The organism is Terribacillus halophilus (genome assembly GCF_900162685.1).
GTDB lineage: Bacteria > Bacillota > Bacilli > Bacillales > Amphibacillaceae > Terribacillus > Terribacillus halophilus_A.
The window spans coordinates 1-24,484 of sequence record NZ_LT727826.1; the positions used below are offsets into that span (position 1 = coordinate 1).

Here is a 24,484-nt window from a genome sequence, read left to right on the forward strand (position 1 = left end):
TTAAGCTCTTCAGCGCCGATGGTAGTTGGGTTCGCCCTGCGAGAGTAGGACGTTGCCAGGCAAAATGAAAAGCTCCCGATAAGTTAGTGACTAACTTATCGGGAGCTTTTTTGTGTTGCTTCCTTTATACTTCTGTAACATATACTCATATTTACTAGTTAAATTTCATATACTTCATAGAGGAAGAAGGGAATTTGATATGGAACATTTAATAAATGATCAATCACTAACTGTAATGATGAAAATTATAATAGCAGTGTTTCTCTCCGGGGCAATTGGTATGGAGCGAGGAATGGGAAATCACCATGCAGGTTTACGTACACATATCTTGGTTGGAGTAGGTTCCTGCCTTATGATGATTCTTTCTTTATATGGCTTTACAGCCTTTAGCGAAGAACACGGTTATGTACAATTTGATCCTGCGCGGATACCTTCTTATGTTATTAGCGGGATAGGGTTCTTGGGAGCAGGTACAATTATTGTAAATGGTTCAACAGTTAAAGGGCTCACAACAGCAGCATCTGTCTGGACGGTAGCTGGACTGGGGTTAGTTATTGGAGCGGGTATGTATATGGAAGCTGTCTTTACAACTGTTCTTATTTTATTGATCTTAATCTTTCTAAATAACTTTGAGAAGATGTTTCTGGCGAATAAAAAACAGAAAGCATATCAACTAGAGATAGAATTAGATATAGATGAAACCGTCACACCAATCATGGACGTATTGGAAAGCCATCATTTAGCACTTACAAATATGAAAATGAAAAAGCAGCACGATGGCCGTAAAATGTTATATATCGAGCTGGAAACACGGCAAGTATTAAACGAGATGAAACTCTTTGAAGAATTAACAAACATACCCAATATTCGCACAGTTAGTACTGCGAAAAGTTAAAACCCTTTTGAGGGTTTTTTTCTGTTATTCGAGGCTATCCTAGGAAGGAAGAGTTTTGCATTCCTTCTGCAAAGCGTATATAATAAAGTCAAAGATAGTCAAAGTCAAAAGAAGGGAGGCGGCATGAGTGAGCAACATATCTGACATAATCGAAGCATACCTAAAGAACATCCTGCAATCTGCAGATGAACAGGAAGTGGAGATTAAGAGGAGTGAAGTAGCTAATCGTTTTCAGTGTGTGCCTTCCCAAATTAATTATGTCATCAAAACAAGATTCACTGTTGAAAAAGGCTATTTAGTTGAGAGTAAGCGCGGCGGCGGTGGTTATATTCGTATTATTCGGGTAAAACACCATACAGCAGCAAGTTTGATAGACGAGGTAATTGCTATGGTCCAACCGCGCGTAGCACAGCAAACAGCCAACAGTGTGATTGAAAGGCTAGCAGAAGAAAAGATCCTGACAGAGCGAGAAGCGAAGATTATGTTAAGAGCAACAAGCCGGGATACATTAGCCTTTCCGTTACCGCTTCGCGATGAGGTCAGGTCTCGTATCTTGGTATCAATGCTGACTGCTATTAAGTATTAGTCAGATAAGGAGGACGTCTTGATGGAGTGCCAAGAATGTCATATAAGACCTGCAACCTTGCATTTGACAAATGTCATTAACGGTCAGAAAACGGAGATGCACGTATGTGAACAATGTGCAAAAGAGAATGGATATGTATCGTATGGTCAAGAAGGGTATTCTTTGCATAACCTATTATCCGGCCTATTTCATATGAATCCTTCTTCTATCCAAGATCATAAACAGTTCTCCCAATCGTCAACAGCTCTTGCTTGTCCGAAATGTGGGCTGAGTTATCATGAGTTCACTCGTGTAGGAAAGTTTGGATGTGCTTCCTGCTATGAAACTTTCGAAGATAACTTAAATCCAATATTTCGGCGTGTACACAGCGGAAACACAAAGCATGAAGGCAAGATACCAAAGCGAATGGGAAGCGGTATCGAGAAAAAGCGTAAGATTGCAGCTTACCGGGAATCCATGCAGGAGTACATTCAAGCGGAGGAATTTGAGAAGGCAGCAGAAATCCGCGATAAGATTCGTCTCCTGGAACAGCAAGAAGAGGAGGAGAGCTGATGTCACTTGAGAACTTTATGAGTGATGCAATTAGTCCGTGGATGAAAGAAAATGGACCTGACTGCGATATTGTCATGAGCAGCCGAATCCGTCTTGCTCGTAATTTCGAGAACCGTTCCTTTCCACTCATTGCAAAAGCAGAGGAGTTAGACGATGTACTTGAGTTCTTTCAGGAGAATTATCAAGATACTGCTTTTGACCAACAGGGAGCGCTGCAGTTCATTCGTATAGCAGACCTCTCTCCAATAGAAAAGAAAGTACTTGTCGAAAAACATCTGATTAGTCCGCATTTAACAGAACATGCGGAAGAGGCAGGAGTTTTGCTTTCTGAAAGCGAACAAGTCTCTATTATGGTAAATGAGGAAGATCATCTGCGTATTCAGCTGTACTTGCCAGGCTTTCAACTGCAAAAAACATTAAATGAAGCATTTAAAGTTGATGATTGGCTTGAGCAGAAAATAACCTACGCTTTCGATGAAGAAAGAGGTTACCTGACTACCTGTCCAACAAACGTTGGGACGGGGCTGAGAGCTTCGGTTATGATGCATCTGCCTGCTCTTACGATGACGCACCAAATGAACCGCTTGACCCCAGCTATTAATCAGCTTGGTTTAGTCGTTCGCGGTATCTATGGGGAAGGAAGCGAAGCACAAGGTAATATCTATCAGATTTCTAACCAGATTACGCTAGGCAAATCAGAACAAGATATAGTAGAAGATTTGGAAAGTGTGGTAAGTCAGCTGATTGAACAAGAGCGGCAGGCACGCGAGACATTAACCGAGGAATTGAGCATTCAGCTGGAGGATCGTATCTTCCGTTCCTATGGTACATTGCGGTACAGCCGGATTATTGAATCCAAAGAAGCTGCAACGTGTCTATCGGATGTTAGACTAGGTATCGATCTTGGGTATATAGAAGATATGCCGCAATCTATACTTAATGAATTAATGGTTTTAATTCAGCCAGGCTTCCTGCAGCGCTATGCGAAGAGAAGCTTGTCTGGCAGAGAAAGAGATGTATTACGTGCATCCCTTATTAGGGAAAGAATGCATTTAGAAAATAACTGAGTGACCAAGGAGGAAATTTCCTATGATGTTTGGACGCTTCACTGAAAGAGCACAGAAAGTCCTTGCGCTGGCACAGGAAGAAGCAGTGCGCCTAGGGCATAACAATATCGGGACAGAGCACATCCTACTAGGACTAGTAAGCGAAGGCGAAGGAATCGCTGCTAAGGCACTGTCTACATTAGGATTAGAAACAGAACGTATCCAAGAAGAGGTAGAGCAGTTGATTGGCCGAGGCCAGAAGATCACTGGTACACCTTATTACACGCCGCGGGCAAAGAAAGTAATTGAGCTTTCTTTAGATGAGGCAAGAAAACTAGGACATTCCTATGTCGGCACTGAACATATCCTCCTCGGCTTAATTCGTGAGGGTGAGGGTGTTGCTGCTCGTGTGCTGAATAACCTAGGTGTCAGCTTGAATAAAGCCCGTCAGCAAGTGCTGCAGCTTTTAGGCAGTAATGAATCTTCTGCTGGCAAACAGCGCGGTGGTCAGTCTGCCAGAGCGAATACACCTACACTTGATTCTTTGGCACGAGACCTTACTGCTATTGCGAAAGAAGGCAATATCGATCCGGTCATCGGTCGTGAAAAAGAAATTGAGCGTGTCATCCAAGTTCTTAGCCGCCGAACAAAAAATAACCCTGTTTTAATCGGGGAGCCGGGTGTCGGTAAAACGGCTGTTGCTGAAGGGCTGGCGCAGCAGATTATTAATAATGAAATACCAGAGATTCTTCGTGACAAGCGCGTGATGACGCTTGATATGGGTACGGTTGTAGCCGGTACAAAATATCGCGGGGAATTCGAGGATCGTTTGAAGAAAGTAATGGAGGAGATTCGCCAAGCGGGGAATATTATCCTCTTTATTGATGAACTGCATACATTAATCGGAGCAGGCGGAGCGGAAGGAGCAATAGATGCTTCTAATATCCTGAAGCCTTCCTTGGCACGCGGAGAATTGCAGTGCATCGGTGCCACTACATTGGATGAATACCGAAAATATATTGAGAAGGATGCTGCGTTGGAAAGACGTTTTCAGCCAATCCAAGTTGATGAGCCATCTGTAGAAGAATCCATCCAGATTCTAACGGGTTTGCGCGATCGCTATGAAGCGCATCACCGCGTGACGATTACAGATGAGGCCATTCGAGCAGCGGCGGAATTCTCCGATCGTTATATTACGGATCGTTTCCTGCCGGATAAAGCAATTGACTTAATTGATGAGGCGGGTTCGAAAGTACGTCTTCGTTCTTATACAGCTCCGCCGAATTTGAAAGAGCTTGAGCAGAAATTAGAAGAAGTTCGCAAAGAGAAAGATGCAGCTGTACAAAGCCAGGAATTTGAGAAAGCGGCTTCCTTGCGTGATACCGAGCAGCGTCTGCGCGATCAGCTGGATCAGACGAAGGATCAGTGGAAAGAAAAGCAAGGACAGGAAAGCAGTGAGGTCACAGTTGAAGATATCGCTTCTGTTGTGTCTATCTGGACAGGTGTACCTGTTGCTAGACTGACGAAGGATGAATCAGAGCGGCTGCTTAATATGGAACAAACACTGCATGGACGTGTAATCGGCCAGGAAGAAGCTGTGCTTGCAATTTCCAAAGCAATTCGCCGTGCAAGAGCTGGTCTGAAAGATCCGAAGCGTCCAATCGGTTCCTTTATCTTCCTTGGACCAACAGGTGTCGGGAAAACAGAATTGGCACGTGCGCTGGCAGATACGATGTTTGGTGATGAAGATGCAATGATTCGTATCGACATGTCTGAGTATATGGAGCGTCATTCCACTGCACGTTTGGTTGGTTCTCCTCCGGGCTATGTAGGCTATGAGGAAGGCGGACAGCTTACAGAGAAGGTACGCCGTAAACCTTATTCTGTTGTGCTGCTTGATGAAGTTGAAAAAGCACACCCGGAAGTATTCAATATCCTGCTTCAAGTGTTGGAAGATGGCCGATTGACTGATTCCAAAGGGCGTCTGGTAGATTTCCGTAATACGGTATTGATCATGACATCCAACGTTGGTGCAAGTGAATTGAAACGCAGCAGATCACTTGGATTCGCAATGGATGAAGCGGATCAGAACTTCAAAGATATGAAAGCCAAAGTTACAGAGGAATTGAAAAAGGCTTTCCGTCCAGAGTTCCTTAACCGTATTGATGAAACAATTGTGTTCCATCCGCTTGAGAAGAAACACATGAAGAGTATTGTGACATTGATGACTGAACAGCTTAAAAAACGTCTTGCACAGCAGGAGATTGAGTTCACACTCACAGATGCTGTTATTGAGAAGATTGCTAATGAAGGATTTGATCCGGAATACGGTGCTAGACCGCTGCGCCGGGCAATCCAAAAGCATGTAGAGGATTTGTTATCGGAAGAATTGTTGCGTGAGAATATCAGCATGGGTCAACAAGTGAATATTGATGTAGATAAAGACGGTAAGTATGTCGTAACAGGCAAATAGTGAATAGGGAGGTGTATTTCGCCTCCCTTTTTTACTTTATTGTGTAATTTTTTCTATACTATATAATTTGATTGATATATTTCTGTAACTTTTGTGCCGTAATTATCGTATAAAATGATGAAGAAGGATTTGATAGGCTTGGCAAAACGGAAGACAAAGTATGTATGTCAGGAATGTGGATATGAATCTGCAAAATGGATGGGTAAATGTCCGAGTTGCGGTAATTGGAACACATTTACCGAGGAAGTTGTAGCACCAGCTGGCAATGGCGCATTTCGTCATTCCACAGCATCAACTACAGCGGCAAAGCCGCAATCAATTACAGCAATTCATTCCGAAAAGGAACCGCGAGTTACGACAAACCTACCGGAATTTAACAGAGTACTTGGAGGCGGAATTGTACCGGGGTCACTTGTATTAGTTGGGGGAGATCCTGGTATTGGTAAGTCTACTTTGCTTTTGCAAGTAAGTGCGCAGCTTGCGGAGAAGGAATTGCCTGTACTGTATATATCGGGTGAGGAATCTGCTCGCCAGACGAAATTACGGGCCGATCGACTTGGTGTGAAGGCGGATGAGCTGTACGTTCTGTCTGAGACAAACCTTCAGGATATCGTTCGGCATATTGAGGAGATAAAGCCTGCTTTCGTTGTTGTCGATTCTATTCAAACGGTGTATCGAGAAGAAGTGACAAGTGCACCGGGCAGTGTATCTCAAGTGCGGGAATCAACAAGTGAGCTGATGCGCGTTGCGAAAACGAATGGCATTCCAATTTTTCTTGTAGGCCATGTAACCAAAGAAGGAGCCATTGCTGGTCCGAGACTGCTAGAACATATGGTAGATGCAGTACTTTACTTCGAAGGAGAGCGTCACCATACATTCCGGATATTGCGCAGTGTAAAAAACAGGTTTGGAAGTACGAATGAAATGGGTATCTTCGAGATGAAAGAAGAGGGCCTGCGTGAAGTCACCAATCCTTCTGAGATCTTCCTAGAAGAGCGTTCACAGGGAGCAGCAGGTTCTACAGTTGTCGCCTCGATGGAAGGAACACGCCCTGTCCTTGTTGAGATTCAGGCGCTCATCTCACCAACTAGTTTTGGTAACCCTCGCCGAATGGCTACTGGTACCGATCATAACCGCGTTCCCTTGTTAATGGCAGTGCTGGAGAAGCGGGTTGGTCTTATGCTTCAAAATCAAGATGCTTATGTGAAAGTTGCCGGCGGAATGCGTTTGGATGAACCAGCTATTGATTTAGCTGTAGCGGCAAGTATTGCATCCAGTTTTAAGGACAAGCCAACCAAGCCAGATGATGTGCTTATTGGAGAAGTAGGTTTGACTGGTGAGGTAAGACGTGTTTCCCGAATTGAACAGCGTGTGCAAGAAGCGGCTAAGCTGGGGTTCAAGCGTGCCATTGTTCCAAAGAAAAATTTGGACGGCTGGACAACTCCTTCAGGGATTAAAGTTGTCGGTGTGAACTCTGTGAGTGAAGCATTGCGGATTGCACTAGGAGAGGATTAACCTCTCCTGATTCTGGAATATTTTTTGACACAAACTCTATAACTATGCTACTATGTAATGTTTCCTAAATTGACGGAAAGTCTAAAACGTGCTACCGTTAAACTGCAATTATTTATTTTTACGTCTAATATTTTTTATTTCAGGTAATACTTTCTGTTAGGAGGTGACAGTAATGTTAAAGCGTATCGTGCAATTATTTATTATCGTTGCAGGTGGTATGGTCGGTTTCATCTATATCCCAAATCTTATGGATTTAGTGAACACTGCCAATATTGGTTGGCTTAATTCTCCGATCGTAGGTTTAATTGGCGGAGCTATTCTATTATTCTTATTACTGTTCTGGGTGGTTGACTATATTGTCGGGTTCATCCACTGGGTGGAAGATTCACTCGTCAAGACACCGGCTGCTGATTTATTCTTTGGCAGCGTAGGGCTCATCATTGGGTTGGTCGTGGCATATCTGATTACTATTCCGATTCGAGGAATTAACTTTGTGCTTGTTTCGGAAGTTTTACCGCTATTCGTTACAATCTTCCTTGGCTATATTGGATTCCAAGTCGGTTTTAAACGCCGGGACGAGTTCCTCAATATGATGACTTTGCCGAAGAAAGATAGGAAGAAGGCACCGGATGAGCAAGACGAGCGGGATAATAAAGAGGCAGCAATTCAGCCTAAATCTAAACTGCTGGATACAAGTGTTATAATTGATGGGCGTATCGCTGATATTTGTGAAACGAATTTCTTGGAAGGCACCATTGTCATCCCGCAATTTGTGCTGAATGAACTGCAGCATATTGCAGACTCATCTGATGCATTGAAGCGTAATCGCGGCCGCCGCGGATTAGACGTTTTGAATCGAATCCAGAAAGAAATGCCGGGAGTGCAAGTGGAATTTTATGAAGGTGATTTCGAGGATATCCCCGAAGTAGATTCTAAGCTGGTGAAACTGGCTAAAGTATTAAATGGCATCGTTGTAACAAATGATTTTAACTTGAATAAGGTATGTGAGTTCCAAAACGTTCCTGTATTAAATATTAATGACTTAGCCAATGCTGTGAAGCCGGTAGTCATTCCGGGTGAAGAACTGACTGTCCAAGTGATTAAGGATGGTAAGGAGCATAACCAGGGTGTTGCGTACTTGGATGATGGTACAATGATTGTTGTCGAAGAAGGTAAGAATTATATCGGCAAGACAATCGAAGTACTCATTACAAGTGTCTTGCAGACATCTGCAGGTCGAATGATCTTTGCGAAGCCGAAATTACTTGAAAAAGCATTGTAAAAAAGTATAACATGATAGAAGTAGACAAAAGTGATAACATGGGATGTTATCGCTTTTGTTTGGATTCGACATAATATAAGGCGGTAAAGTAGATGCATTATCAAGCTATCGTGTTAGCTGCCGGGCAAGGAAAACGCATGCAGGCAGGCCACAATAAACAATTCCTCACAATCGGGCAAAAGCCGCTCATTGTGCATACGCTGACGGTTTTCGACAAGGATCCTTGGTGTGAATCAATTACACTTGTTGTCAGTAAAGCTGATCAGGAGTTGATGGCAGAGGTTCTCACATCCCAGCGCTGGGCCACATCTATCAATATGGCTGATGGCGGAAGTGAGCGCCAAGAGAGTGTCCTAATGGGACTGGAAGCTTTGCCTAAAAATGATGGGATGGTTTTCATACACGATGGTGCGCGTCCGTTTGTAACGGTTGAAAGGCTGCACGCACTTGCTGAGGCTTGCCAGCAGCATCAAGCTGCTTTGCTGGCAGTACCTGTAACGGATACAATCAAAGTTCGACGAGGAAATCGCCTGGAGACGATGGACCGTGAGTTATTGTGGGCCGCACAGACACCGCAAGCCTTTGATTATCAATTGATCTATGATGCCCATGTAACAGCAAAAGCAGATGGAGTACTTGGAACAGATGATGCTTCACTGGTAGAGCGTCTCGAACGCGATGTATTCATCATAGAAGGCAGCTATGATAATATAAAGCTGACAACGCCAGAAGATTTATATAAAGCAGAAGCTTACTTAAACGGCAAATAAAGCGAGGGTCACATAATGTTTCGAATAGGACAAGGATTTGATGTACATGCATTTGCAGAAGACAGACCGTGCATTATCGGCGGTATCACCATTCCGTACGAATTAGGACTGCTTGGCCATTCAGATGCAGATGTACTATTACATACAATAGCAGATGCGTGCCTAGGTGCATTGGCGCTAGGTGATATCGGCAAACATTTCCCGGACACGGATCCGGCTTTCAAAGATGCAGATTCTGAAGTATTGCTGCGACATGTTTGGCAGCTTGTAAAAGAGAAAGGGTTCAAACTGGGGAACCTGGATTGCACAGTGATTGCACAGGCCCCGAAAATGGCGCCGTACATCGACCAGATTCGTGAAAATGTAGCAAACATGCTTGAAGCAGAGCCTGATCAAATTAATGTGAAAGCAACAACAACAGAAAAACTAGGATTTACTGGCCGCAAGGAAGGAATCGCCGCGCAAGCTGTTGTCCTTCTTCAGCAAGCCTAACTTAAAACAAAAAAGGGAGTAATTCTTATGACAAGACCTGTACGTGTAAGATATGCGCCAAGCCCGACTGGCCATTTGCATATTGGAAATGCACGAACTGCACTATTTAATTATTTATATGCACGCCATCATGATGGCAAATTTATCGTCCGCACAGAAGATACCGACCAAAAGCGTAATGTAGAAGGCGGAGAAGAAAGTCAGTTCAGCTATTTGAAATGGCTCGGAATTAAATGGGACGAAGGTGCGGACATCGGCGGTGAATACGGCCCTTACCGCCAATTAGAGCGTCTGGACATTTATCAAAAATATGTAGATGAGCTGCTTGATCGCGGACTTGCTTATAAATGTTATGTAACAGAAGAGGAATTAGAAAAAGAGCGCGAAGAGCAAAAGGCGAATGGACAAGTACCGAAATATTCAGGTGCGCACCGTGATTTGACACCGGAACAGCAAGCGGCGTTTGAGGAAGAAGGCAGACAGCCGAGTATTCGTTTCCGAGTACCACAAAATAAAACGTATAAGTTCCAAGACATCGTACGTGATGAAATTAGCTTCGAGTCAAGTGATTTTGGCGATTGGGTTATTGTGAAAAAGAATGGTATCCCAACGTATAACTTCGCTGTTGCAGTTGATGATCACTTGATGGAGATTTCACATATCCTTCGCGGGGAAGAGCATATCTCCAACACACCGAAGCAGCTGATGATCTATGAAGCATTCGGCTGGGAGCCGCCGCAGTTTGGTCATATGACGTTAATTCTAAACGAAAACCGCAAAAAGCTTTCCAAGCGGGATGAGCATATCCTTCAGTTCATCGAGCAATATAAAAACCTAGGCTACTTGCCAGAAGCGATGTTCAACTTTATTAGTCTTCTTGGCTGGTCTCCAGTCGGTGAAGAAGAGATTTTCTCTAAAGAAGAGATTATTAATATTTTTGACCCGAACCGTCTTTCTACTTCTGCAGCAATCTTTGATCCGCAGAAGCTAAAATGGATGAACAATCAATACATCAAGTCTGAAGATGCAGGCCGCATTGAGAAACTGACTTTGCCGCATTTGATTCAGGCGGGCAAGCTGCCAGAGAACATGGAAAATTCTCGTCGTGATTGGGCTGCGGAGCTTATTGCGTTATATAAAGATCAGTTGAACTATGGAGCGGAAATTGTTGAATTGACAGAGCTATTCTTCCAAGAAGAGATTTCTTATGATGAAGAAGCAATGGCAGTTCTGGAAGATGAACAAGTACCAGAGGTGTTGAAAGCCTTCTCCGAACAACTGACAGCATTGGAAGCATTCGAGCCGGATGCGATTAAAGGTGCAATCAAAGCAACGCAAAAGCAGACAGGTCAAAAGGGTAAGAAACTCTTCATGCCAATTCGTGTGGCAACGACAGGCTTCACACATGGTCCGGAGCTTCCGAACTCTATTCATCTGCTTGGTGAAAACGTAGTCCAAAGCCGCCTTCGTGCTGCGATTGATCAGCTGACAAAGTAAAACATTCACATTTCGACTGAAATATAATATAGTAATACTACACATTCGAACGTAGAAGAGGAGAAGTACGTATCTGTCTTTCCATTCAGAGAGAGCCGCATATGCTGCGAGCGGCTTTGGAAAGTTTTTGCGGAAATGCACCTCGGAGTCTTTTGCCGAACTAATAGTAGGCCAAAGCGGTTCTCACCGTTATCTGAGTGAAGCTGGGGAAGTCTGTCAGACTCGCCCAAATAGAGTGGAACCGCGCAAAAAGCGTCTCTGTCATTGTACAGAGGCGCTTTTTTTGTGGAACGAAGAAAGCGGAAAGGAAGGGGAAAATGGGATTTTTTAAAATGCTGAAAGAGGATGTTACGGTTGTTTTTGACCAAGATCCAGCGGCTCGTTCTTATCTGGAAGTTATCCTAACATACTCTGGTCTGCACGCCATCTGGTCACATCGATTTGCGCACCAATTGTATAAGCATAAATTCTATTTCCTTGCCCGCGTTGTTTCACAAGTAAGTCGTTTTTTCACTGGTATCGAAATCCATCCTGGAGCAACAATCGGCCATCGATTCTTCATTGACCACGGAATGGGTGTCGTCATCGGAGAAACCTGTGAGATAGGTAATGATGTGACGATATTCCAAGGTGTGACGCTAGGAGGTACTGGGAAGGAAAAGGGAAAACGTCATCCAACAGTGAAAGATAACGCACTTATTGCGACGGGTGCAAAAGTTCTTGGTTCCATCACAATAGGAGCCAATTCAAAAATAGGAGCAGGGTCCGTCGTCCTGCATGATGTACCAGACTGTTCAACCGTAGTCGGTATTCCCGGCCGCGTCGTCATTAAGGATGGAGAGCGTGTCAGAAGAGATTTGGACCATCAGGACTTACCGGATCCAATTGCGGAGAAACTAAAGCAAATGGACCAGGATATAAAAGAATTGCAGCGGGAATTAGCTGCAGCTAAAGGAGAGAAGCAGCATGTCGGTAAAAATTTATAATACATTAAGCCGAAAGAAGGAACCGTTTGTCCCACTTGAAGAAGGAAAAGTAAGTATGTATGTATGCGGACCTACTGTATATAACTACATTCACATTGGGAATGCCAGACCGCCAATTGTATTTGATACAGTCCGCCGTTACTTAGAATATCGCGGCTATGAAGTTAAATACGTTATGAATTTCACCGATGTTGACGATAAAATCATTAACGCAGCAAAGGAAATGGACGAAGATGTTTATGCGGTGGCAGAGAAATTCATTCAAGCTTACAAAGAAGATACATCGGCGCTAGGTGTGAAAGAGGGGGCGCTGCATCCGCGCGTAACGGAGAGCATGGAAGAGATTATCGATTTTGTTCAAGGTTTAATTGATAACGGTCATGCGTATGTTTCAGAAGGAGATGTATACTTCCGCACACGAAGCTTCGATGGCTACGGAAAGCTGTCTCACCAACCTATTGATGAGCTTCGCTCCGGAGCACGCATTCGCGTTGGCGAACAAAAAGATGATCCGCTTGATTTTGCATTATGGAAAAATGCAAAGCCGGGAGAGATTTCCTGGGAAACGCCTTGGGGACACGGTCGTCCTGGCTGGCATATTGAATGCTCGGCAATGGTGAAAAAACACCTCGGGGATACCATTGATATTCATGCAGGCGGTCAAGACCTTACTTTTCCGCACCATGAGAACGAGATTGCCCAATCGGAAGCACTCAATGGGAAATCATTTGCGAACTACTGGATGCATAACGGCCATATAAATATTGATAACGAAAAAATGTCCAAATCACTTGGGAACTTCATTCTTGCGCATGATCTGATTAAGAAGCACGATCCGCAAGTGCTGCGTTTCTTCATGCTGAGTGTGCACTACCGCAACCCAATCAATTTCACGGATGAACTTCTGGAAAGTGCAAAAACAGGGCTTGCACGAATCAAGAATGCGTATGATAACCTGCAGCATCGTAAAGCTGCAAGCACAAATCATGATAGCAATGAAGATCGTGCTTTGGAATTGATCCAGCAGCTTGTATCTCGATTCGAACATGAAATGGATGATGACTTCAATACAGCCAATGCTGTTTCTGTACTGTTCGATCTTGCTAAAGAGGCGAATGTGTACTTACAGCAAGAACAAACATCTGAGCAGGTAATTGATGCATTCACAAAAGCATATGAGGAACTTGGCGGTGTGCTTGGAATTGTATTCACTGCAGAAGAAGAATTACTAGATGATGAAATCGAAGGCTTGCTCACGCAGCGAGTTGAAGCGCGTAAAAGTCGGGACTTCCAGGAAGCTGATCGAATTCGCGACCTGCTGAAGGAGAAAAACATCATCCTCGAGGATACGCCCCAAGGTACACGCTGGAAAAGAGGGTAAGGCATGAACGTGAAACAAACGAAAAGTCTAGCGCTCGCCTATATGGGAGACGCTGTATATGAAATCTATGTCCGCCGGCATCTTCTTCAGAAAGGAGAGGTCAAGCCGAATCAGCTGCATCATGCAGCTGTCACCTTCGTTTCCGCTAAGTCGCAAGCGAGGGTGATTCGGCATTGGCTGGAGCAGGACATGCTGTCAGAGGAAGAACAGGGTGTTGTGCGGAGAGGGCGTAATGCTAAATCCGGCACTGTTCCTAAAAATACAGATGTTCAGACGTATCGATATAGTACAGGATTTGAGGCGTTAATCGGCTATCACTATTTGCTGGAAGATACCGATCGGCTCGAATTTCTTGTACAAGCAGCTATTAACCACGTAGAAGAGAGGAGACAGCAGCATGGCAGATGAATGGATAATCGGGAAGAATCCCGTAACAGAAGCACTACGCTCAGGCCGGTCTATCAACAAGATTATGGTTTCAGAGCACTTGCAGCCAAAAACATGGCAGTCAATACAAGAACTTGCTAAAGCTAGCGGCACGATTGTGCAAAAAGTACCGAAACGGAAATTGGATCAGCTTATTGAGGGAAGCCATCAAGGAATTGTTGCATCTGTAGCGGCGTATGAATACAGCACAGTCGACGACTTGTTCCGTGTAGCAGAGGAAAGAGGAGAGGAACCGTTCTTCATTATTTTGGATGAAATGGAGGACCCGCATAATCTCGGCTCCATTTTGCGTACAGCAGATTCTGTCGGAGCACATGGTGTTATTATTCCGAAGAGACGTTCGGTCAGTTTAACAGCTACAGTAGCCAAAACCTCTGCCGGAGCAATAGAATATATTCCGGTCGCACGAGTGACAAATTTGGCTAAGACCATTGATGAACTGAAGGAGCGGAATGTGTGGATTGCTGGCACAGCAGCAGAAGGGGCAATTGATTACCGACGTCTTGATGCTGTCGGAGCAATCGGTCTTGTGATCGGCAATGAAGGAAAAGGCATTAGCCGACTTGTTCGGGAGAAATGTGACTGGACAGTTGCCCTCCCAATGAAAGGCAGGGTTACTTCTCTTAACGCCAGTGTTGCAGCAAGCCTGCTTATGTATGAAGTTCATCGTCAGCGTTATCCGTTAGGAGAATAGAGATGGATATCTTAGTGGTCGATGGCTATAACGTCATTGGTGCATGGGATGAACTGCACGCACTCCGCGATAAGGATTTTGAACAATCCCGCCAGATTTTAATAGAGAAGCTGGCCGAGTACCAAGCATACACAGGTCATCGAGTCATTGTCGTATTTGACGCTTACCATGTGAGAGGTTTGGAGAAAAAATACGAAAACTTTAAAGTAGAAGTTGTTTATACAAAAGAAAAAGAGACAGCTGATGACCGTATCGAAAAACTGATTAAAACGTTGAAAAATGTCAAGACACAAGTTTACGTTGCAACAAGCGATTATGCAGAACAGCGTACTATATTTGGGCAAGGTGCACTTCGTAAATCATCTCGGGAACTATATCTGGAAATCAAGCAAATTGAGCGGGAAATTGACCAGGAGATAGAGGGATACAATACTCGACATTTTCTACCAAAAATCCCTCTAAAACCTGAAGTGCGGGATACACTCGAAGCTTGGCGCAGAAGGAAGAAATAACCAAAGTAGTATATTGACGGTTATTTGGACCGACTGTATAATGACCCTAATGTACTCGCGGTATATATGGTCAGGGGGAATCCTTAAGTGACAATTGTCAAGCATCGGACGGAAGACCAAGATTATGCAGTGATGGAAGATAGTGCACTTGTAGATTTAGTTAAAGCAGGACGCGTTGATGCCCTAGATTTTCTGATTAACAAGTATCGAAATTTTGTCAGAGCAAAAGCTCGTACGTATTTTCTGATTGGAGCCGACCGGGAAGACATTGTGCAAGAAGGTATGATTGGTCTGTACAAGGCCATCCGTGATTTTAACGGGGAAAAGCTAGCCTCATTTAAAGCATTTGCTGAACTGTGTGTGACAAGACAGATTATCACAGCAATTAAGACAGCAACAAGACAAAAGCATATTCCGCTCAATTCATATGTATCGCTGGACAAGCCTATTTATGATGAGGAGTCGGACAGGACATTGCTTGATATCATTGTCAGTTCCAAAGCGGGTGATCCGCAAGACGTCCTTATCAATCAGGAGCGCTTCCTTGATATGGAGGAGAAGATGGCGCAGCTGCTCAGTGAATTGGAAAGACAGGTGCTAGCCCTTTACTTGGATGGCAGATCTTATCAAGAGATTTCTGAGGAATTGAAGCGGCACGTCAAATCGATAGATAATGCACTTCAGCGAGTGAAGCGGAAGTTAGAGCGTTATCTTGAAATCAGCGAAGTGACACTATAAGCTCCGTTGACAAGCCATTTTAAGCGTGCTACAGTAAAAATGTGTCAAAATTACCCGAAGAGGGTGGAAATACTGCGTAAAACAGTTACATTAGCGTGCTCGGAATGCTTGAGTCGCAATTATTCAACAGCAAAGAATGCAAATCAAACACAGCGATTAGAGACGAATAAATTCTGCAAACGATGCGACAAGCATACAGTCCATCGGGAGACGAAATAGACATCAATGCCTGTCGGCGAAAGTTTGGGGGTAGTACCATGAATCCTGTTACGTTTTTGAGAAATGTATCAAAAGAGATGAAGAAGGTCAGCTGGCCAACCGGTAAGGAATTATTCCGTTATACAATTGTGACTGTCCTGACAGTCGCATTCACAGCTATATTTTTCGGTTTGGTCGATTTTGGGATCTCTGAGCTCTTAAATTTATTCTTTTGAATAATACCCACTAATATATGCTATAATGATATTAAATATTGCTCGCAGCGAAAAACCCGTTTATATACGGGTTTTTTAAATTGGACTTTTTGCTTCAGCATTTGCAATAACTAAGAACCAAAGGGAGGGAAGGACAAGCGCTTGTCCTGACACATGGAAAAAAGATGGTATGTCGTACACACCTATTCTGGGTATGAAAATAAAGTAAAGGCCAACTTGGAGAAGAGACTCGATTCTATGGGAATGGAAGATAAAATCTTCCGCGTCGTCGTTCCAGAAGATGAAGAAACGGAAATCAAGAACGGCAAACGCAAAACATCGATGAAAAAGGTTTTCCCAGGTTATGTTTTGACTGAGATGGTCATGACAGATGACTCATGGTACGTGGTGCGGAATACACCTGGCGTAACAGGTTTCGTTGGCTCAACAGGTTCCGGTTCTAAGCCGACGCCGCTATTAGAAGAAGAAGTAGAAGTTATTCTTAAACGGATGGGTATGGAAGAGGCACTTACAGATTTCGATTTCGAAGAGAAAGAAAGTGTTCGTGTCACGGATGGTCCGTTCAATGACTTTACAGGAACAATTGAACATATTGATATGGATAAACAGAAAGTCAAAGTCCATGTGAATATGTTTGGAAGAGAAACACCAGTTGAACTTGACTTCTCACAGATTGAGAAAATATAATTCCCTTATCCGGAATTTATCTGGAAGGCCTCTTGCATTGTTTATGGATAAATGCTAGAATCTTAATGTTAATGACTATAGTGTATACTATCTATAGCTATATACAGACATGTTGAGTGGGAGGGTGACAAGCCCTATTACCACATCACGGACTTAAGGAGGTGTGTCTCGTGGCTAAAAAAGTAATCAAAGTTGTAAAATTGCAGATCCCTGCAGCTAAAGCAAATCCAGCTCCACCAGTAGGACCGGCATTAGGTCAAGCAGGTGTGAACATCATGGGATTCTGTAAGGAATTTAACGCCCGCACGCAAGAGCAAGCTGGCTTGATCATTCCAGTTGAAATCACGGTATTCGAAGACCGTTCATTTACATTCATCACTAAAACTCCGCCTGCTGCAGTCTTGCTTAAGAAAGCAGCTGGTATCGAATCAGGATCAGGTGAACCGAACCGCAACAAAGTTGCTACGGTTAAACGCGATAAAGTACAAGAAATCGCTGAATCTAAAATGCCTGACTTGAATGCTGCAAGTGTTGAAGCAGCAATGCGTATGGTTGAAGGTACTGCTCGCAGTATGGGAATTGTCATCGAAGACTAATTCTGTTTCAATCAAGGAAAATGACGAGGTTGCGTGAATGGAGGATACCATTTCGCAGCCTTTTTAAAAGCCGGCATTTCCGGCAATAGCGGGCTTTGTCCGCTCCGCTTTAACAAGTGGGAGGTCCTACCGTTAAAACCACAATCCGAGGAGGAAAAGGAAATGGCTGTAAAAAGCAAAAAGAAACAAGAAGCAATTAAGCTTGTTGATCGTACACAGCTGTACGAAGTAAAAGAAGCTGTTGAACTTGTCAAAAAGACAGCAACTGCTAAATTTGATGAAACAATTGAAGCTGCTTTCCGTTTGGGCGTAGACCCTAAGAAAGCTGACCAACAAATTCGTGGAGCTATGGTATTGCCGCATGGTACTGGTAAATCTCAGCGCGTATTAGTATTCGCTAAAGGTGATAAAGCAAAAGAAGCGGAAGCTGCTGGAGCTGACTTCGTTGGCGAACAAGATCTAATCGCAAAAATCAATGGAGGCTGGTTCGAGTTTGACGTAATCGTTGCAACTCCGGACATGATGGCTGAAGTTGGTAAATTGGGTCGTGTACTAGGACCAAAAGGTCTAATGCCTAACCCGAAAACTGGCACAGTTACTTTCGACGTGACAAAAGCTATCCAGGAAATCAAAGCTGGTAAAGTTGAGTACCGCGTTGACAAGCAATCTAACGTTCATGTACCAATCGGTAAAGCTTCCTTCTCTCAAGAGAAATTGGAAGAAAACCTTGTTGCATTAATTGAACAGCTAGTTAAAGTTAAACCACAAGCTTCCAAAGGCCTTTACATGAAGAATGCAGCAGTTGCATCTACTATGGGTCCTGGAATCAAAGTTGACGTGTCTCCTTTCCGTTAATCGTCTATTGACATCTAACTGGAAACACTATATAATCAATTGTGGTTAAAACCTAATAAACGTTATACCTAAGACAGCAGGTGCCTTCGGGCTTAATCTCCTGCCGAGGTGTGTGAGATATAACAGGCAGTCTGTTCCGACTGTTCCTATATGATCATGCCTCCATGTCGAATGGAGGCATTTTTCATGTTAACTCCAGGTATAATGGTGAACAAGCTAACAGGAGGTGGAACATATGTCCAATATCATCGAACAAAAGAAACAGGTTGTTACGGAAATCGCTGATAAATTCCAAGCGAGCCAATCTACAGTTATCGTAGACTACCGTGGTCTTTCTGTTTCTGAGGTGACTGAACTTCGCAAGCAGCTTCGTGAAGCTGGTGTGGATTTCAAAGTTTACAAAAACACAATGACTCGCCGTGCTACAGAAGTAGCTGGTTTGACAGAACTAGACGAGAACTTGACAGGCCCGACTGCTATTGCCTTCAGTAATGAAGATGTAATCGCTCCTGCTAAGATCTTGAACGAGTTCGCTAAAAAGCATGAAGCGCTAGAAATCAAAGCTGGTGTCATCCAAGGTAATGTAGCTAGTGTAGAACAAGTGAAAGAACTTGCATCTCTACCGAACTACGAAGGCTTGCTTTCTATGTTGCTTAGCGTGCTACAAGCACCGGTTCGCAACTTCGCTTATGCAGCGAAAGCAATCGCGGAACAAAAAGAAGAACAAGGCGCGTAAGGCTGCCTAAGACTTCCAAACAAAAATACACATTTTCCAAGGAGGAAATAACATGTCTAAAGAGACAATCATTGAAGAGATTAAAGGTATGTCCGTTCTAGAATTGAACGATCTAGTTAAAGCTATCGAAGAAGAATTCGGCGTAACTGCTGCTGCTCCTGTAGCTGCTGCTGCTGGTGGCGCTGCTGAAGCTGCTGAAGAGCAAACTGAATTTAACGTTGTTCTTACAAGCGCTGGCGCTTCTAAAATCAAAGTTGTTAAAGCTGTACGTGAAGCAACTGGTCTAGGTCTTAAAGACGCTAAAGACCTTGTAGATAACGCTCCTGGTAACATCAAAGAAGGCGTTTCTAAAGAAGATGCTGAAGAACTTAAAGCTAAACTTGAAGAAGCTGGAGCTTCTGTAGAAGTTAAGTAATAACAAGAAAGCTCGCCCTCGGGCGAGCTTTCCTTTTATCTATTTCTCCAATTCTCCATGGCAATCGTGAATGGATCCTGAAAAAGAAGGTGACCAATTATGTCGGATCATTATTATACTAACCAGCCAAATTCCGAAAGTGCTCCTGCTACATGGCAGTTCAACTTAAAAGGAGAGACACTCGTATTCACGTCGGATAGCGGTGTATTTTCCAAAAAAGAAGTCGATTTCGGTTCTAGGGTCTTGATTGATGTTTTTCACGAGCCGGAAATAGAGGGTGATATACTGGACTTGGGCTGTGGGTATGGACCGATTGGCATTTCGTTCGCAAAGGCATATCAAGAACGCTCTGTTGTTATGAGTGATGTAAATGAGCGTGCTGTTTCACTTGCGAGAAAGAATGCAGAAGCAAATGGTGCGGACAATACATCTTTTTATGTAAGTGATCGCTTAACTGCTTTTTCGGATCGTAAATTTGCAGCAATTGCTACTAATCCTCCAATCCGGGCAGGCAAGAAGCTTGTTCATCAATTATTTGAAGAAAGCTATCACGCTTTGCTTCCTCAAGGTGAGCTCTGGGTAGTTATCCAGAAGAAACAGGGCGCTCCATCTGCTCAGGAAAAACTGAATCAGCTATTTGGTTCTTGTGAGATCGTGAAAAAAGATAAAGGCTATTATATTCTACTGGCTAAAAAAGATTGACTCAAAGAAATGCTTGTGATAGTATAGTAAAATGCCAATAGGTAACGATACTTGGAGAAAAATATAATTTTTCTTTAGTAATCGTGTTTAAACTGTCGGCTGATTGGTAAGACTGCTATCATTATTATGCTTTTTGCCGTCGTCGATTTTATTTTAATATGTATGATTAGGGTATGTCGCCATTCGGGGGAGCTAGTAAGCTGAATTTTTAACGGTTTTTATGAAAAAACCTTTTTCGCTTTTAGCTTGCAGGCGGCGCAGAGTGAACAGTAGGAAGTATTTTGCTGTTGGAACTATACCACTTTTTGTTTTTTGTTAAACAGGAAGGGAAGCCCGCTTCATTACAACATTCACATCACATTCGTATTTATGCGAATGCTTTTCTATGTAAAAGAGAAGATGTGAACAATGTAAATATTGTGGCGATTCATTTATGTTAGCTACAATATATAATTTATTGCTTGGAAAGTCAATCGGCATTTCCGGCAATTCAGGCAGACCTTTATCCGAAAAAGGCCCGTTATGTCTCTTTTAGGCAATGGGAATAAACTGTCACAAAGTGTTGATTTACTGCAGTTTACGGACTGTAGCTTGAATACATTACTAATGTTTGATTTGAGGGGTGAAGCTGTTGACAGGTCAAGTAGTTCAGTATGGACGACACCGCCAGCGCAGAAGCTATGCACGTATTAGTGAAGTGCTAGAGTTACCGAATCTTATCGAGATTCAAACCGCTTCTTATGAATGGTTCTTAGAAGAAGGATTGCGAGAGATGTTCCAAGATATTTCCCCGATTGAAGATTTCGCGGGTAACCTATCGCTGGAATTTGTCGACTATAGCCTTGGCGAACCGAAATATCCAGTAGATGAAGCGAAAGAAAGAGACGTTACCTATAACGCTCCACTTCGTGTGAAAGTACGCTTGTTGAATAACGAAACAGGTGAAGTGAAAGAACAAGAAGTATTCATGGGTGATTTCCCATTAATGACTGATACAGGTACGTTCGTCATTAATGGTGCGGAACGTGTTATCGTTTCTCAGCTTGTTCGTTCCCCTAGTGTTTATTTCAGTGAAAAAGTTGATAAGAACGGAAAACGCGGGCATACAGCTACTGTAATTCCTAACCGTGGTGCATGGTTGGAATTCGAAACAGATGCGAAAGATGTTGTACATGTACGTATTGACCGTACTCGTAAACTGCCAATCACTGTATTGCTTCGTGCACTTGGATTCGGGACAGACCAAGAAATCATTGATTTGATTGGTGAGAACGAATACTTACGTAACACGTTGGAGAAAGACAACACAGAAACAACAGAAAAAGCATTGCTTGAAATCTATGAGCGTCTTCGCCCAGGTGAGCCGCCAACAGTAGAGAATGCGAAAAGCTTGCTTGTTTCTCGTTTCTTCGATCCAAAACGTTATGACCTAGCGCATGTAGGTCGTTACAAAATGAATAAAAAACTTAACATCGCAAACCGTCTTTTCAACCAAACATTGGCTGAGCCAGTTGTTGATGAAGAGACAGGCGAAGTGCTTGCTCAAAAAGGCGATAAATTAGACCGCCGTTTGCTTGATAAGATCCTTCCTCACTTGGACGGAACAAACGGTAAATTCGGTGAAAATGTTGTTGAACCTCATGACGGTGTTGTAGAAGATCCTGTTGTAGTACAGACAATTAAAATTGTTGACCCTACAGATCCTGAAGGTGAGCGCACATTAAATGTTACTGGTAATGCTAAGGTTGATGACAGCATCAAGAATCTTGATCCTGCTGATATCTTATCTGCTGTCAGCTACTTCTTTAACTTATTGTATGAAGTAGGCGGCACAGATGACATTGACCATCTTGGTAACAGAAGATTGCGTTCTGTTGGTGAGTTGCTTCAAAACCAATTCCGTATCGGTCTATCCCGTATGGAACGTGTGGTAAGAGAACGTATGTCTATCCAAGACACTTCTTCCATCACACCACAGCAGCTGATCAATATTCGTCCGGTAATTGCATCGATTAAAGAGTTCTTTGGTAGCTCTCAGCTTTCCCAGTTCATGGACCAAACGAATCCGCTTGGTGAATTGACGCACAAACGTCGTCTTTCTGCTTTGGGACCTGGTGGTCTTACGCGGGAACGTGCCGGCTTTGAAGTTCGTGACGTACATTACTCCCACTATGGAAGAATGTGTCCGATCGAAACGCCAGAGGGTCCGAACATTGGTTTGATTAACTCACTTTCATCTTATGCGAAAGTGAATAAATTTGGATTTATCGAAACGCCTTACCGCCGCGTTGATCCAGAAACAAACCGTGTTACAGAACATATCGACTACCTAACTGCTGATGAGCAAGATAACTATGTTATCGCACAGGCAAACTCTCCGTTATTAGAAGACGGAAGCTTCGAGAACGAAGAAGTAGTTGCTCGTTTCCGTGAAGAGAATACAATTGTAGGCCGTGATCGTATCGATTACATGGACGTATCGCCGAAGCAGGTTGTATCTGCCGCAACGGCATGTATTCCTTTCTTGGAAAACGATGACTCCAACCGTGCACTGATGGGTGCGAACATGCAGCGACAAGCAGTACCGTTGATGCAGCCAGAAGCGCCAATCGTTGGTACGGGTATGGAATATGTATCGGGTAAAGACTCCGGTGCAGCTGTTATTTGCCGCGAAGACGGTATCGTCGAGCGTGTAGAAGCAAAAGAAATCTTCGTACGACGTGTAACAGAAGTAGGCGGCAGTGAAGTAAAAGGCGACACGGACCGCTATCGTCTACAGAAATTCAAACGTTCCAACCAAGGAACGTGCTATAACCAGCGTCCAATCGTAAGTGTTGGCGACCGCGTCACTAAAGGAGAAATCCTTGCTGACGGACCTTCTATGGAAGATGGGGAGCTTGCACTTGGCCGTAACGTACTAGTTGCCTTCATGACATGGGAAGGTTACAACTACGAGGATGCGATCATCATGAGTGAACGCCTTGTAAAAGATGATGTTTATACATCTATCCACATCGAGGAGTACGAATCAGAAGCTCGTGATACGAAGCTTGGACCAGAAGAAATCACTCGCGATATCCCTAACGTTGGGGAAGATGCACTGAAGAACCTTGACGAGCGCGGTATTATCCGTGTTGGTGCTGAGGTTTCTGATGGTGATCTGCTTGTTGGTAAAGTAACACCTAAAGGCGTAACGGAGCTTTCTGCTGAAGAGCGTCTATTGCACGCAATCTTTGGTGAAAAAGCTCGTGAAGTACGTGATACTTCCCTTCGTGTACCACACGGTGCCGGCGGTATTGTCTTGGATGTTAAAATCTTCAACCGTGAAGATGGCGATGAGCTTCCTCCAGGTGTAAACCAGCTAGTGCGTGCCTACATCGTTCAGAAACGTAAGATTTCTGAAGGGGATAAGATGGCCGGACGTCACGGTAACAAAGGTGTTATCTCTAAAATCCTTCCTGAAGAGGATATGCCGTTCATGCCAGACGGCACACCAGTTGATATCATGCTTAACCCATTAGGGGTACCATCTCGTATGAATATCGGTCAGGTGTTTGAGCTTCATTTAGGAATGGCAGCTCGTGCTCTAGGCATCCACGTTGCAACACCAGTATTTGATGGTGCGCGTGAAGAAGATGTTTGGGAAACACTTGAAGAAGCTGGAATGCCGCGTGATGCGAAAACAATCCTTTACGACGGAAGATCCGGTGAACCATTTGATAACCGCGTTTCTGTTGGTGTATCGTACATGATCAAGCTTGCTCACATGGTTGATGACAAGCTGCATGCACGTTCCACTGGTCCTTACTCTCTTGTTACGCAGCAGCCGCTAGGTGGTAAAGCCCAGTTCGGTGGACAGCGTTTCGGTGAGATGGAGGTATGGGCACTTGAAGCATACGGTGCAGCATACACATTGCAAGAGATTCTAACAGTTAAATCCGATGACGTAGTCGGACGTGTGAAAACTTATGAAGCTATTGTTAAAGGTGATAATGTACCAGAGCCAGGTGTACCAGAATCATTCAAAGTATTGATTAAAGAACTTCAGAGTCTTGGTATGGATGTCAAGATCCTCAATGGTGATGAAGAAGAAGTAGAATTGCGCGAACTCGAGGATGAAGACGATACGCAAGCGCCTGACCGCATCAATCTTGATGTACAGGAAGGTTAAGCGACGCAACATCAACTGCAGG

The 24,484-nt window shown here is 43.7% G+C and carries 25 protein-coding genes and 2 other annotated features; all 25 genes read left to right on the forward strand.

The genetic code is table 11. The annotated features are described in order from the left end of the window. The first annotated feature begins 199 nt into the window (after positions 1-199). The 25 genes from B1K52_RS00460 to rpoB all read left to right on the forward strand — a co-directional run bounded on the left by B1K52_RS00460 (position 200) and on the right by rpoB (position 24,462). Entirely contained in the window at positions 200-895 is a 696-nt protein-coding gene (locus B1K52_RS00460; RefSeq protein WP_077304009.1) for an MgtC/SapB family protein, read from the forward strand. 127 nt (positions 896-1,022) lie between these two features. Further along, positions 1,023-1,481: a CtsR family transcriptional regulator gene (locus tag B1K52_RS00465; protein WP_077304012.1), complete on the forward strand. Its 459-nt coding sequence runs from the start codon at positions 1,023-1,025 to the stop codon at positions 1,479-1,481. 21 nt (positions 1,482-1,502) lie between these two features. Then, complete coding sequence (locus B1K52_RS00470) at positions 1,503-2,033, forward strand: protein-arginine kinase activator protein McsA (RefSeq protein WP_077304015.1); 531 nt, start codon at positions 1,503-1,505, stop codon at positions 2,031-2,033. Beyond that, positions 2,033-3,100, forward strand: coding sequence for a protein-arginine kinase McsB (locus B1K52_RS00475; protein ID WP_077304018.1), 1,068 nt, complete (start codon positions 2,033-2,035; stop codon positions 3,098-3,100). The genes B1K52_RS00470 and B1K52_RS00475 overlap by 1 nt, the downstream gene beginning before the upstream one ends. A gap of 22 nt (positions 3,101-3,122) precedes the next feature. Further along, positions 3,123-5,552 (forward strand): ATP-dependent protease ATP-binding subunit ClpC, encoded by a 2,430-nt coding sequence (clpC, locus tag B1K52_RS00480; protein ID WP_077304021.1) that lies wholly within the window; start codon positions 3,123-3,125, stop codon positions 5,550-5,552. Between the two features lie 138 nt (positions 5,553-5,690). Continuing rightward, on the forward strand, positions 5,691-7,067 hold the full coding sequence (gene radA / locus B1K52_RS00485; protein ID WP_077304024.1) for a DNA repair protein RadA: 1,377 nt from the start codon (positions 5,691-5,693) through the stop codon (positions 7,065-7,067). A 172-nt stretch (positions 7,068-7,239) separates the two neighbouring features. Further along, complete coding sequence (locus B1K52_RS00490) at positions 7,240-8,349, forward strand: PIN/TRAM domain-containing protein (RefSeq protein ID WP_077304027.1); 1,110 nt, start codon at positions 7,240-7,242, stop codon at positions 8,347-8,349. A gap of 92 nt (positions 8,350-8,441) precedes the next feature. Then, complete coding sequence (gene ispD / locus B1K52_RS00495; RefSeq protein ID WP_077304030.1) at positions 8,442-9,119, forward strand: 2-C-methyl-D-erythritol 4-phosphate cytidylyltransferase; 678 nt, start codon at positions 8,442-8,444, stop codon at positions 9,117-9,119. A gap of 15 nt (positions 9,120-9,134) precedes the next feature. Further along, positions 9,135-9,611 (forward strand): 2-C-methyl-D-erythritol 2,4-cyclodiphosphate synthase, encoded by a 477-nt coding sequence (gene ispF / locus B1K52_RS00500; protein ID WP_077304033.1) that lies wholly within the window; start codon positions 9,135-9,137, stop codon positions 9,609-9,611. A 27-nt stretch (positions 9,612-9,638) separates the two neighbouring features. Beyond that, positions 9,639-11,108: a glutamate--tRNA ligase gene (gltX, locus tag B1K52_RS00505; RefSeq protein WP_077304036.1), complete on the forward strand. Its 1,470-nt coding sequence runs from the start codon at positions 9,639-9,641 to the stop codon at positions 11,106-11,108. Positions 11,109-11,151: 43 nt separating this feature from the next. After that, positions 11,152-11,371, forward strand: a binding site (T-box leader). Positions 11,372-11,425: 54 nt separating this feature from the next. Continuing rightward, a complete protein-coding gene (cysE, locus tag B1K52_RS00510) occupies positions 11,426-12,094 on the forward strand; it encodes a serine O-acetyltransferase (protein ID WP_179106410.1) in 669 nt (222 codons plus the stop codon). After that, the gene (cysS, locus tag B1K52_RS00515; RefSeq protein WP_077304039.1) at positions 12,075-13,475 is read left to right on the forward strand and encodes a cysteine--tRNA ligase; all 1,401 of its coding nucleotides are present in this window, start codon (positions 12,075-12,077) and stop codon (positions 13,473-13,475) included. The genes cysE and cysS overlap by 20 nt, the downstream gene beginning before the upstream one ends. A gap of 3 nt (positions 13,476-13,478) precedes the next feature. Continuing rightward, positions 13,479-13,883: a Mini-ribonuclease 3 gene (locus B1K52_RS00520; protein ID WP_077304041.1), complete on the forward strand. Its 405-nt coding sequence runs from the start codon at positions 13,479-13,481 to the stop codon at positions 13,881-13,883. Next, the gene (gene rlmB / locus B1K52_RS00525) at positions 13,873-14,616 is read left to right on the forward strand and encodes a 23S rRNA (guanosine(2251)-2'-O)-methyltransferase RlmB (RefSeq protein WP_077304044.1); all 744 of its coding nucleotides are present in this window, start codon (positions 13,873-13,875) and stop codon (positions 14,614-14,616) included. The genes B1K52_RS00520 and rlmB overlap by 11 nt, the downstream gene beginning before the upstream one ends. A gap of 2 nt (positions 14,617-14,618) precedes the next feature. Continuing rightward, on the forward strand, positions 14,619-15,128 hold the full coding sequence (locus B1K52_RS00530) for an NYN domain-containing protein (RefSeq protein ID WP_077304047.1): 510 nt from the start codon (positions 14,619-14,621) through the stop codon (positions 15,126-15,128). Between the two features lie 87 nt (positions 15,129-15,215). Further along, entirely contained in the window at positions 15,216-15,866 is a 651-nt protein-coding gene (sigH, locus tag B1K52_RS00535) for an RNA polymerase sporulation sigma factor SigH (RefSeq protein ID WP_077304050.1), read from the forward strand. 39 nt (positions 15,867-15,905) lie between these two features. Beyond that, the gene (gene rpmG / locus B1K52_RS00540) at positions 15,906-16,085 is read left to right on the forward strand and encodes a 50S ribosomal protein L33 (RefSeq protein ID WP_077304052.1); all 180 of its coding nucleotides are present in this window, start codon (positions 15,906-15,908) and stop codon (positions 16,083-16,085) included. Between the two features lie 38 nt (positions 16,086-16,123). Further along, complete coding sequence (gene secE, locus B1K52_RS00545; protein ID WP_077304056.1) at positions 16,124-16,300, forward strand: preprotein translocase subunit SecE; 177 nt, start codon at positions 16,124-16,126, stop codon at positions 16,298-16,300. Positions 16,301-16,453: 153 nt separating this feature from the next. Then, entirely contained in the window at positions 16,454-16,987 is a 534-nt protein-coding gene (gene nusG, locus B1K52_RS00550) for a transcription termination/antitermination protein NusG (protein WP_077304060.1), read from the forward strand. 170 nt (positions 16,988-17,157) lie between these two features. Next, complete coding sequence (rplK, locus tag B1K52_RS00555) at positions 17,158-17,583, forward strand: 50S ribosomal protein L11 (protein WP_143588801.1); 426 nt, start codon at positions 17,158-17,160, stop codon at positions 17,581-17,583. A 162-nt stretch (positions 17,584-17,745) separates the two neighbouring features. Beyond that, entirely contained in the window at positions 17,746-18,438 is a 693-nt protein-coding gene (gene rplA, locus B1K52_RS00560) for a 50S ribosomal protein L1 (RefSeq protein ID WP_077304066.1), read from the forward strand. A 49-nt stretch (positions 18,439-18,487) separates the two neighbouring features. Further along, positions 18,488-18,632 (forward strand) — a sequence feature (ribosomal protein L10 leader region). Between the two features lie 41 nt (positions 18,633-18,673). Beyond that, positions 18,674-19,174 carry a 50S ribosomal protein L10 gene (gene rplJ / locus B1K52_RS00565; protein ID WP_077304068.1) on the forward strand — a complete coding sequence of 167 codons (501 nt, stop codon included), beginning with the start codon at positions 18,674-18,676 and terminating at the stop codon, positions 19,172-19,174. A gap of 52 nt (positions 19,175-19,226) precedes the next feature. Continuing rightward, positions 19,227-19,589, forward strand: coding sequence for a 50S ribosomal protein L7/L12 (gene rplL / locus B1K52_RS00570; RefSeq protein ID WP_077304071.1), 363 nt, complete (start codon positions 19,227-19,229; stop codon positions 19,587-19,589). A 99-nt stretch (positions 19,590-19,688) separates the two neighbouring features. Continuing rightward, positions 19,689-20,291 carry a class I SAM-dependent methyltransferase gene (locus B1K52_RS00575; RefSeq protein WP_077304074.1) on the forward strand — a complete coding sequence of 201 codons (603 nt, stop codon included), beginning with the start codon at positions 19,689-19,691 and terminating at the stop codon, positions 20,289-20,291. A 631-nt stretch (positions 20,292-20,922) separates the two neighbouring features. Next, complete coding sequence (gene rpoB, locus B1K52_RS00580) at positions 20,923-24,462, forward strand: DNA-directed RNA polymerase subunit beta (protein ID WP_077304077.1); 3,540 nt, start codon at positions 20,923-20,925, stop codon at positions 24,460-24,462. The last annotated feature ends 22 nt before the right edge of the window (positions 24,463-24,484 follow it).

Excerpts from the sequence above, each read along its gene's own strand:
- B1K52_RS00460 (WP_077304009.1), top strand. The coding sequence starts at position 200 with ATGGAACATTTAATAAATGATCAATCACTAACTGTAATGATGAAAATT.
- B1K52_RS00470 (WP_077304015.1), top strand. The coding sequence starts at position 1,503 with ATGGAGTGCCAAGAATGTCATATAAGACCTGCAACCTTGCATTTGACA.
- B1K52_RS00475 (WP_077304018.1), top strand. The coding sequence starts at position 2,033 with ATGTCACTTGAGAACTTTATGAGTGATGCAATTAGTCCGTGGATGAAA.
- clpC (WP_077304021.1), top strand. The coding sequence starts at position 3,123 with ATGATGTTTGGACGCTTCACTGAAAGAGCACAGAAAGTCCTTGCGCTG.
- B1K52_RS00490 (WP_077304027.1), top strand. The coding sequence starts at position 7,240 with ATGTTAAAGCGTATCGTGCAATTATTTATTATCGTTGCAGGTGGTATG.
- ispD (WP_077304030.1), top strand. The coding sequence starts at position 8,442 with ATGCATTATCAAGCTATCGTGTTAGCTGCCGGGCAAGGAAAACGCATG.
- ispF (WP_077304033.1), top strand. The coding sequence starts at position 9,135 with ATGTTTCGAATAGGACAAGGATTTGATGTACATGCATTTGCAGAAGAC.
- gltX (WP_077304036.1), top strand. The coding sequence starts at position 9,639 with ATGACAAGACCTGTACGTGTAAGATATGCGCCAAGCCCGACTGGCCAT.
- cysE (WP_179106410.1), top strand. The coding sequence starts at position 11,426 with ATGGGATTTTTTAAAATGCTGAAAGAGGATGTTACGGTTGTTTTTGAC.
- cysS (WP_077304039.1), top strand. The coding sequence starts at position 12,075 with ATGTCGGTAAAAATTTATAATACATTAAGCCGAAAGAAGGAACCGTTT.
- B1K52_RS00520 (WP_077304041.1), top strand. The coding sequence starts at position 13,479 with ATGAACGTGAAACAAACGAAAAGTCTAGCGCTCGCCTATATGGGAGAC.
- rlmB (WP_077304044.1), top strand. The coding sequence starts at position 13,873 with ATGGCAGATGAATGGATAATCGGGAAGAATCCCGTAACAGAAGCACTA.
- B1K52_RS00530 (WP_077304047.1), top strand. The coding sequence starts at position 14,619 with ATGGATATCTTAGTGGTCGATGGCTATAACGTCATTGGTGCATGGGAT.
- rpmG (WP_077304052.1), top strand. The coding sequence starts at position 15,906 with ATGTGTCAAAATTACCCGAAGAGGGTGGAAATACTGCGTAAAACAGTT.
- secE (WP_077304056.1), top strand. The coding sequence starts at position 16,124 with ATGAATCCTGTTACGTTTTTGAGAAATGTATCAAAAGAGATGAAGAAG.
- nusG (WP_077304060.1), top strand. The coding sequence starts at position 16,454 with ATGGAAAAAAGATGGTATGTCGTACACACCTATTCTGGGTATGAAAAT.
- rplA (WP_077304066.1), top strand. The coding sequence starts at position 17,746 with ATGGCTGTAAAAAGCAAAAAGAAACAAGAAGCAATTAAGCTTGTTGAT.
- rplJ (WP_077304068.1), top strand. The coding sequence starts at position 18,674 with ATGTCCAATATCATCGAACAAAAGAAACAGGTTGTTACGGAAATCGCT.
- rplL (WP_077304071.1), top strand. The coding sequence starts at position 19,227 with ATGTCTAAAGAGACAATCATTGAAGAGATTAAAGGTATGTCCGTTCTA.
- B1K52_RS00575 (WP_077304074.1), top strand. The coding sequence starts at position 19,689 with ATGTCGGATCATTATTATACTAACCAGCCAAATTCCGAAAGTGCTCCT.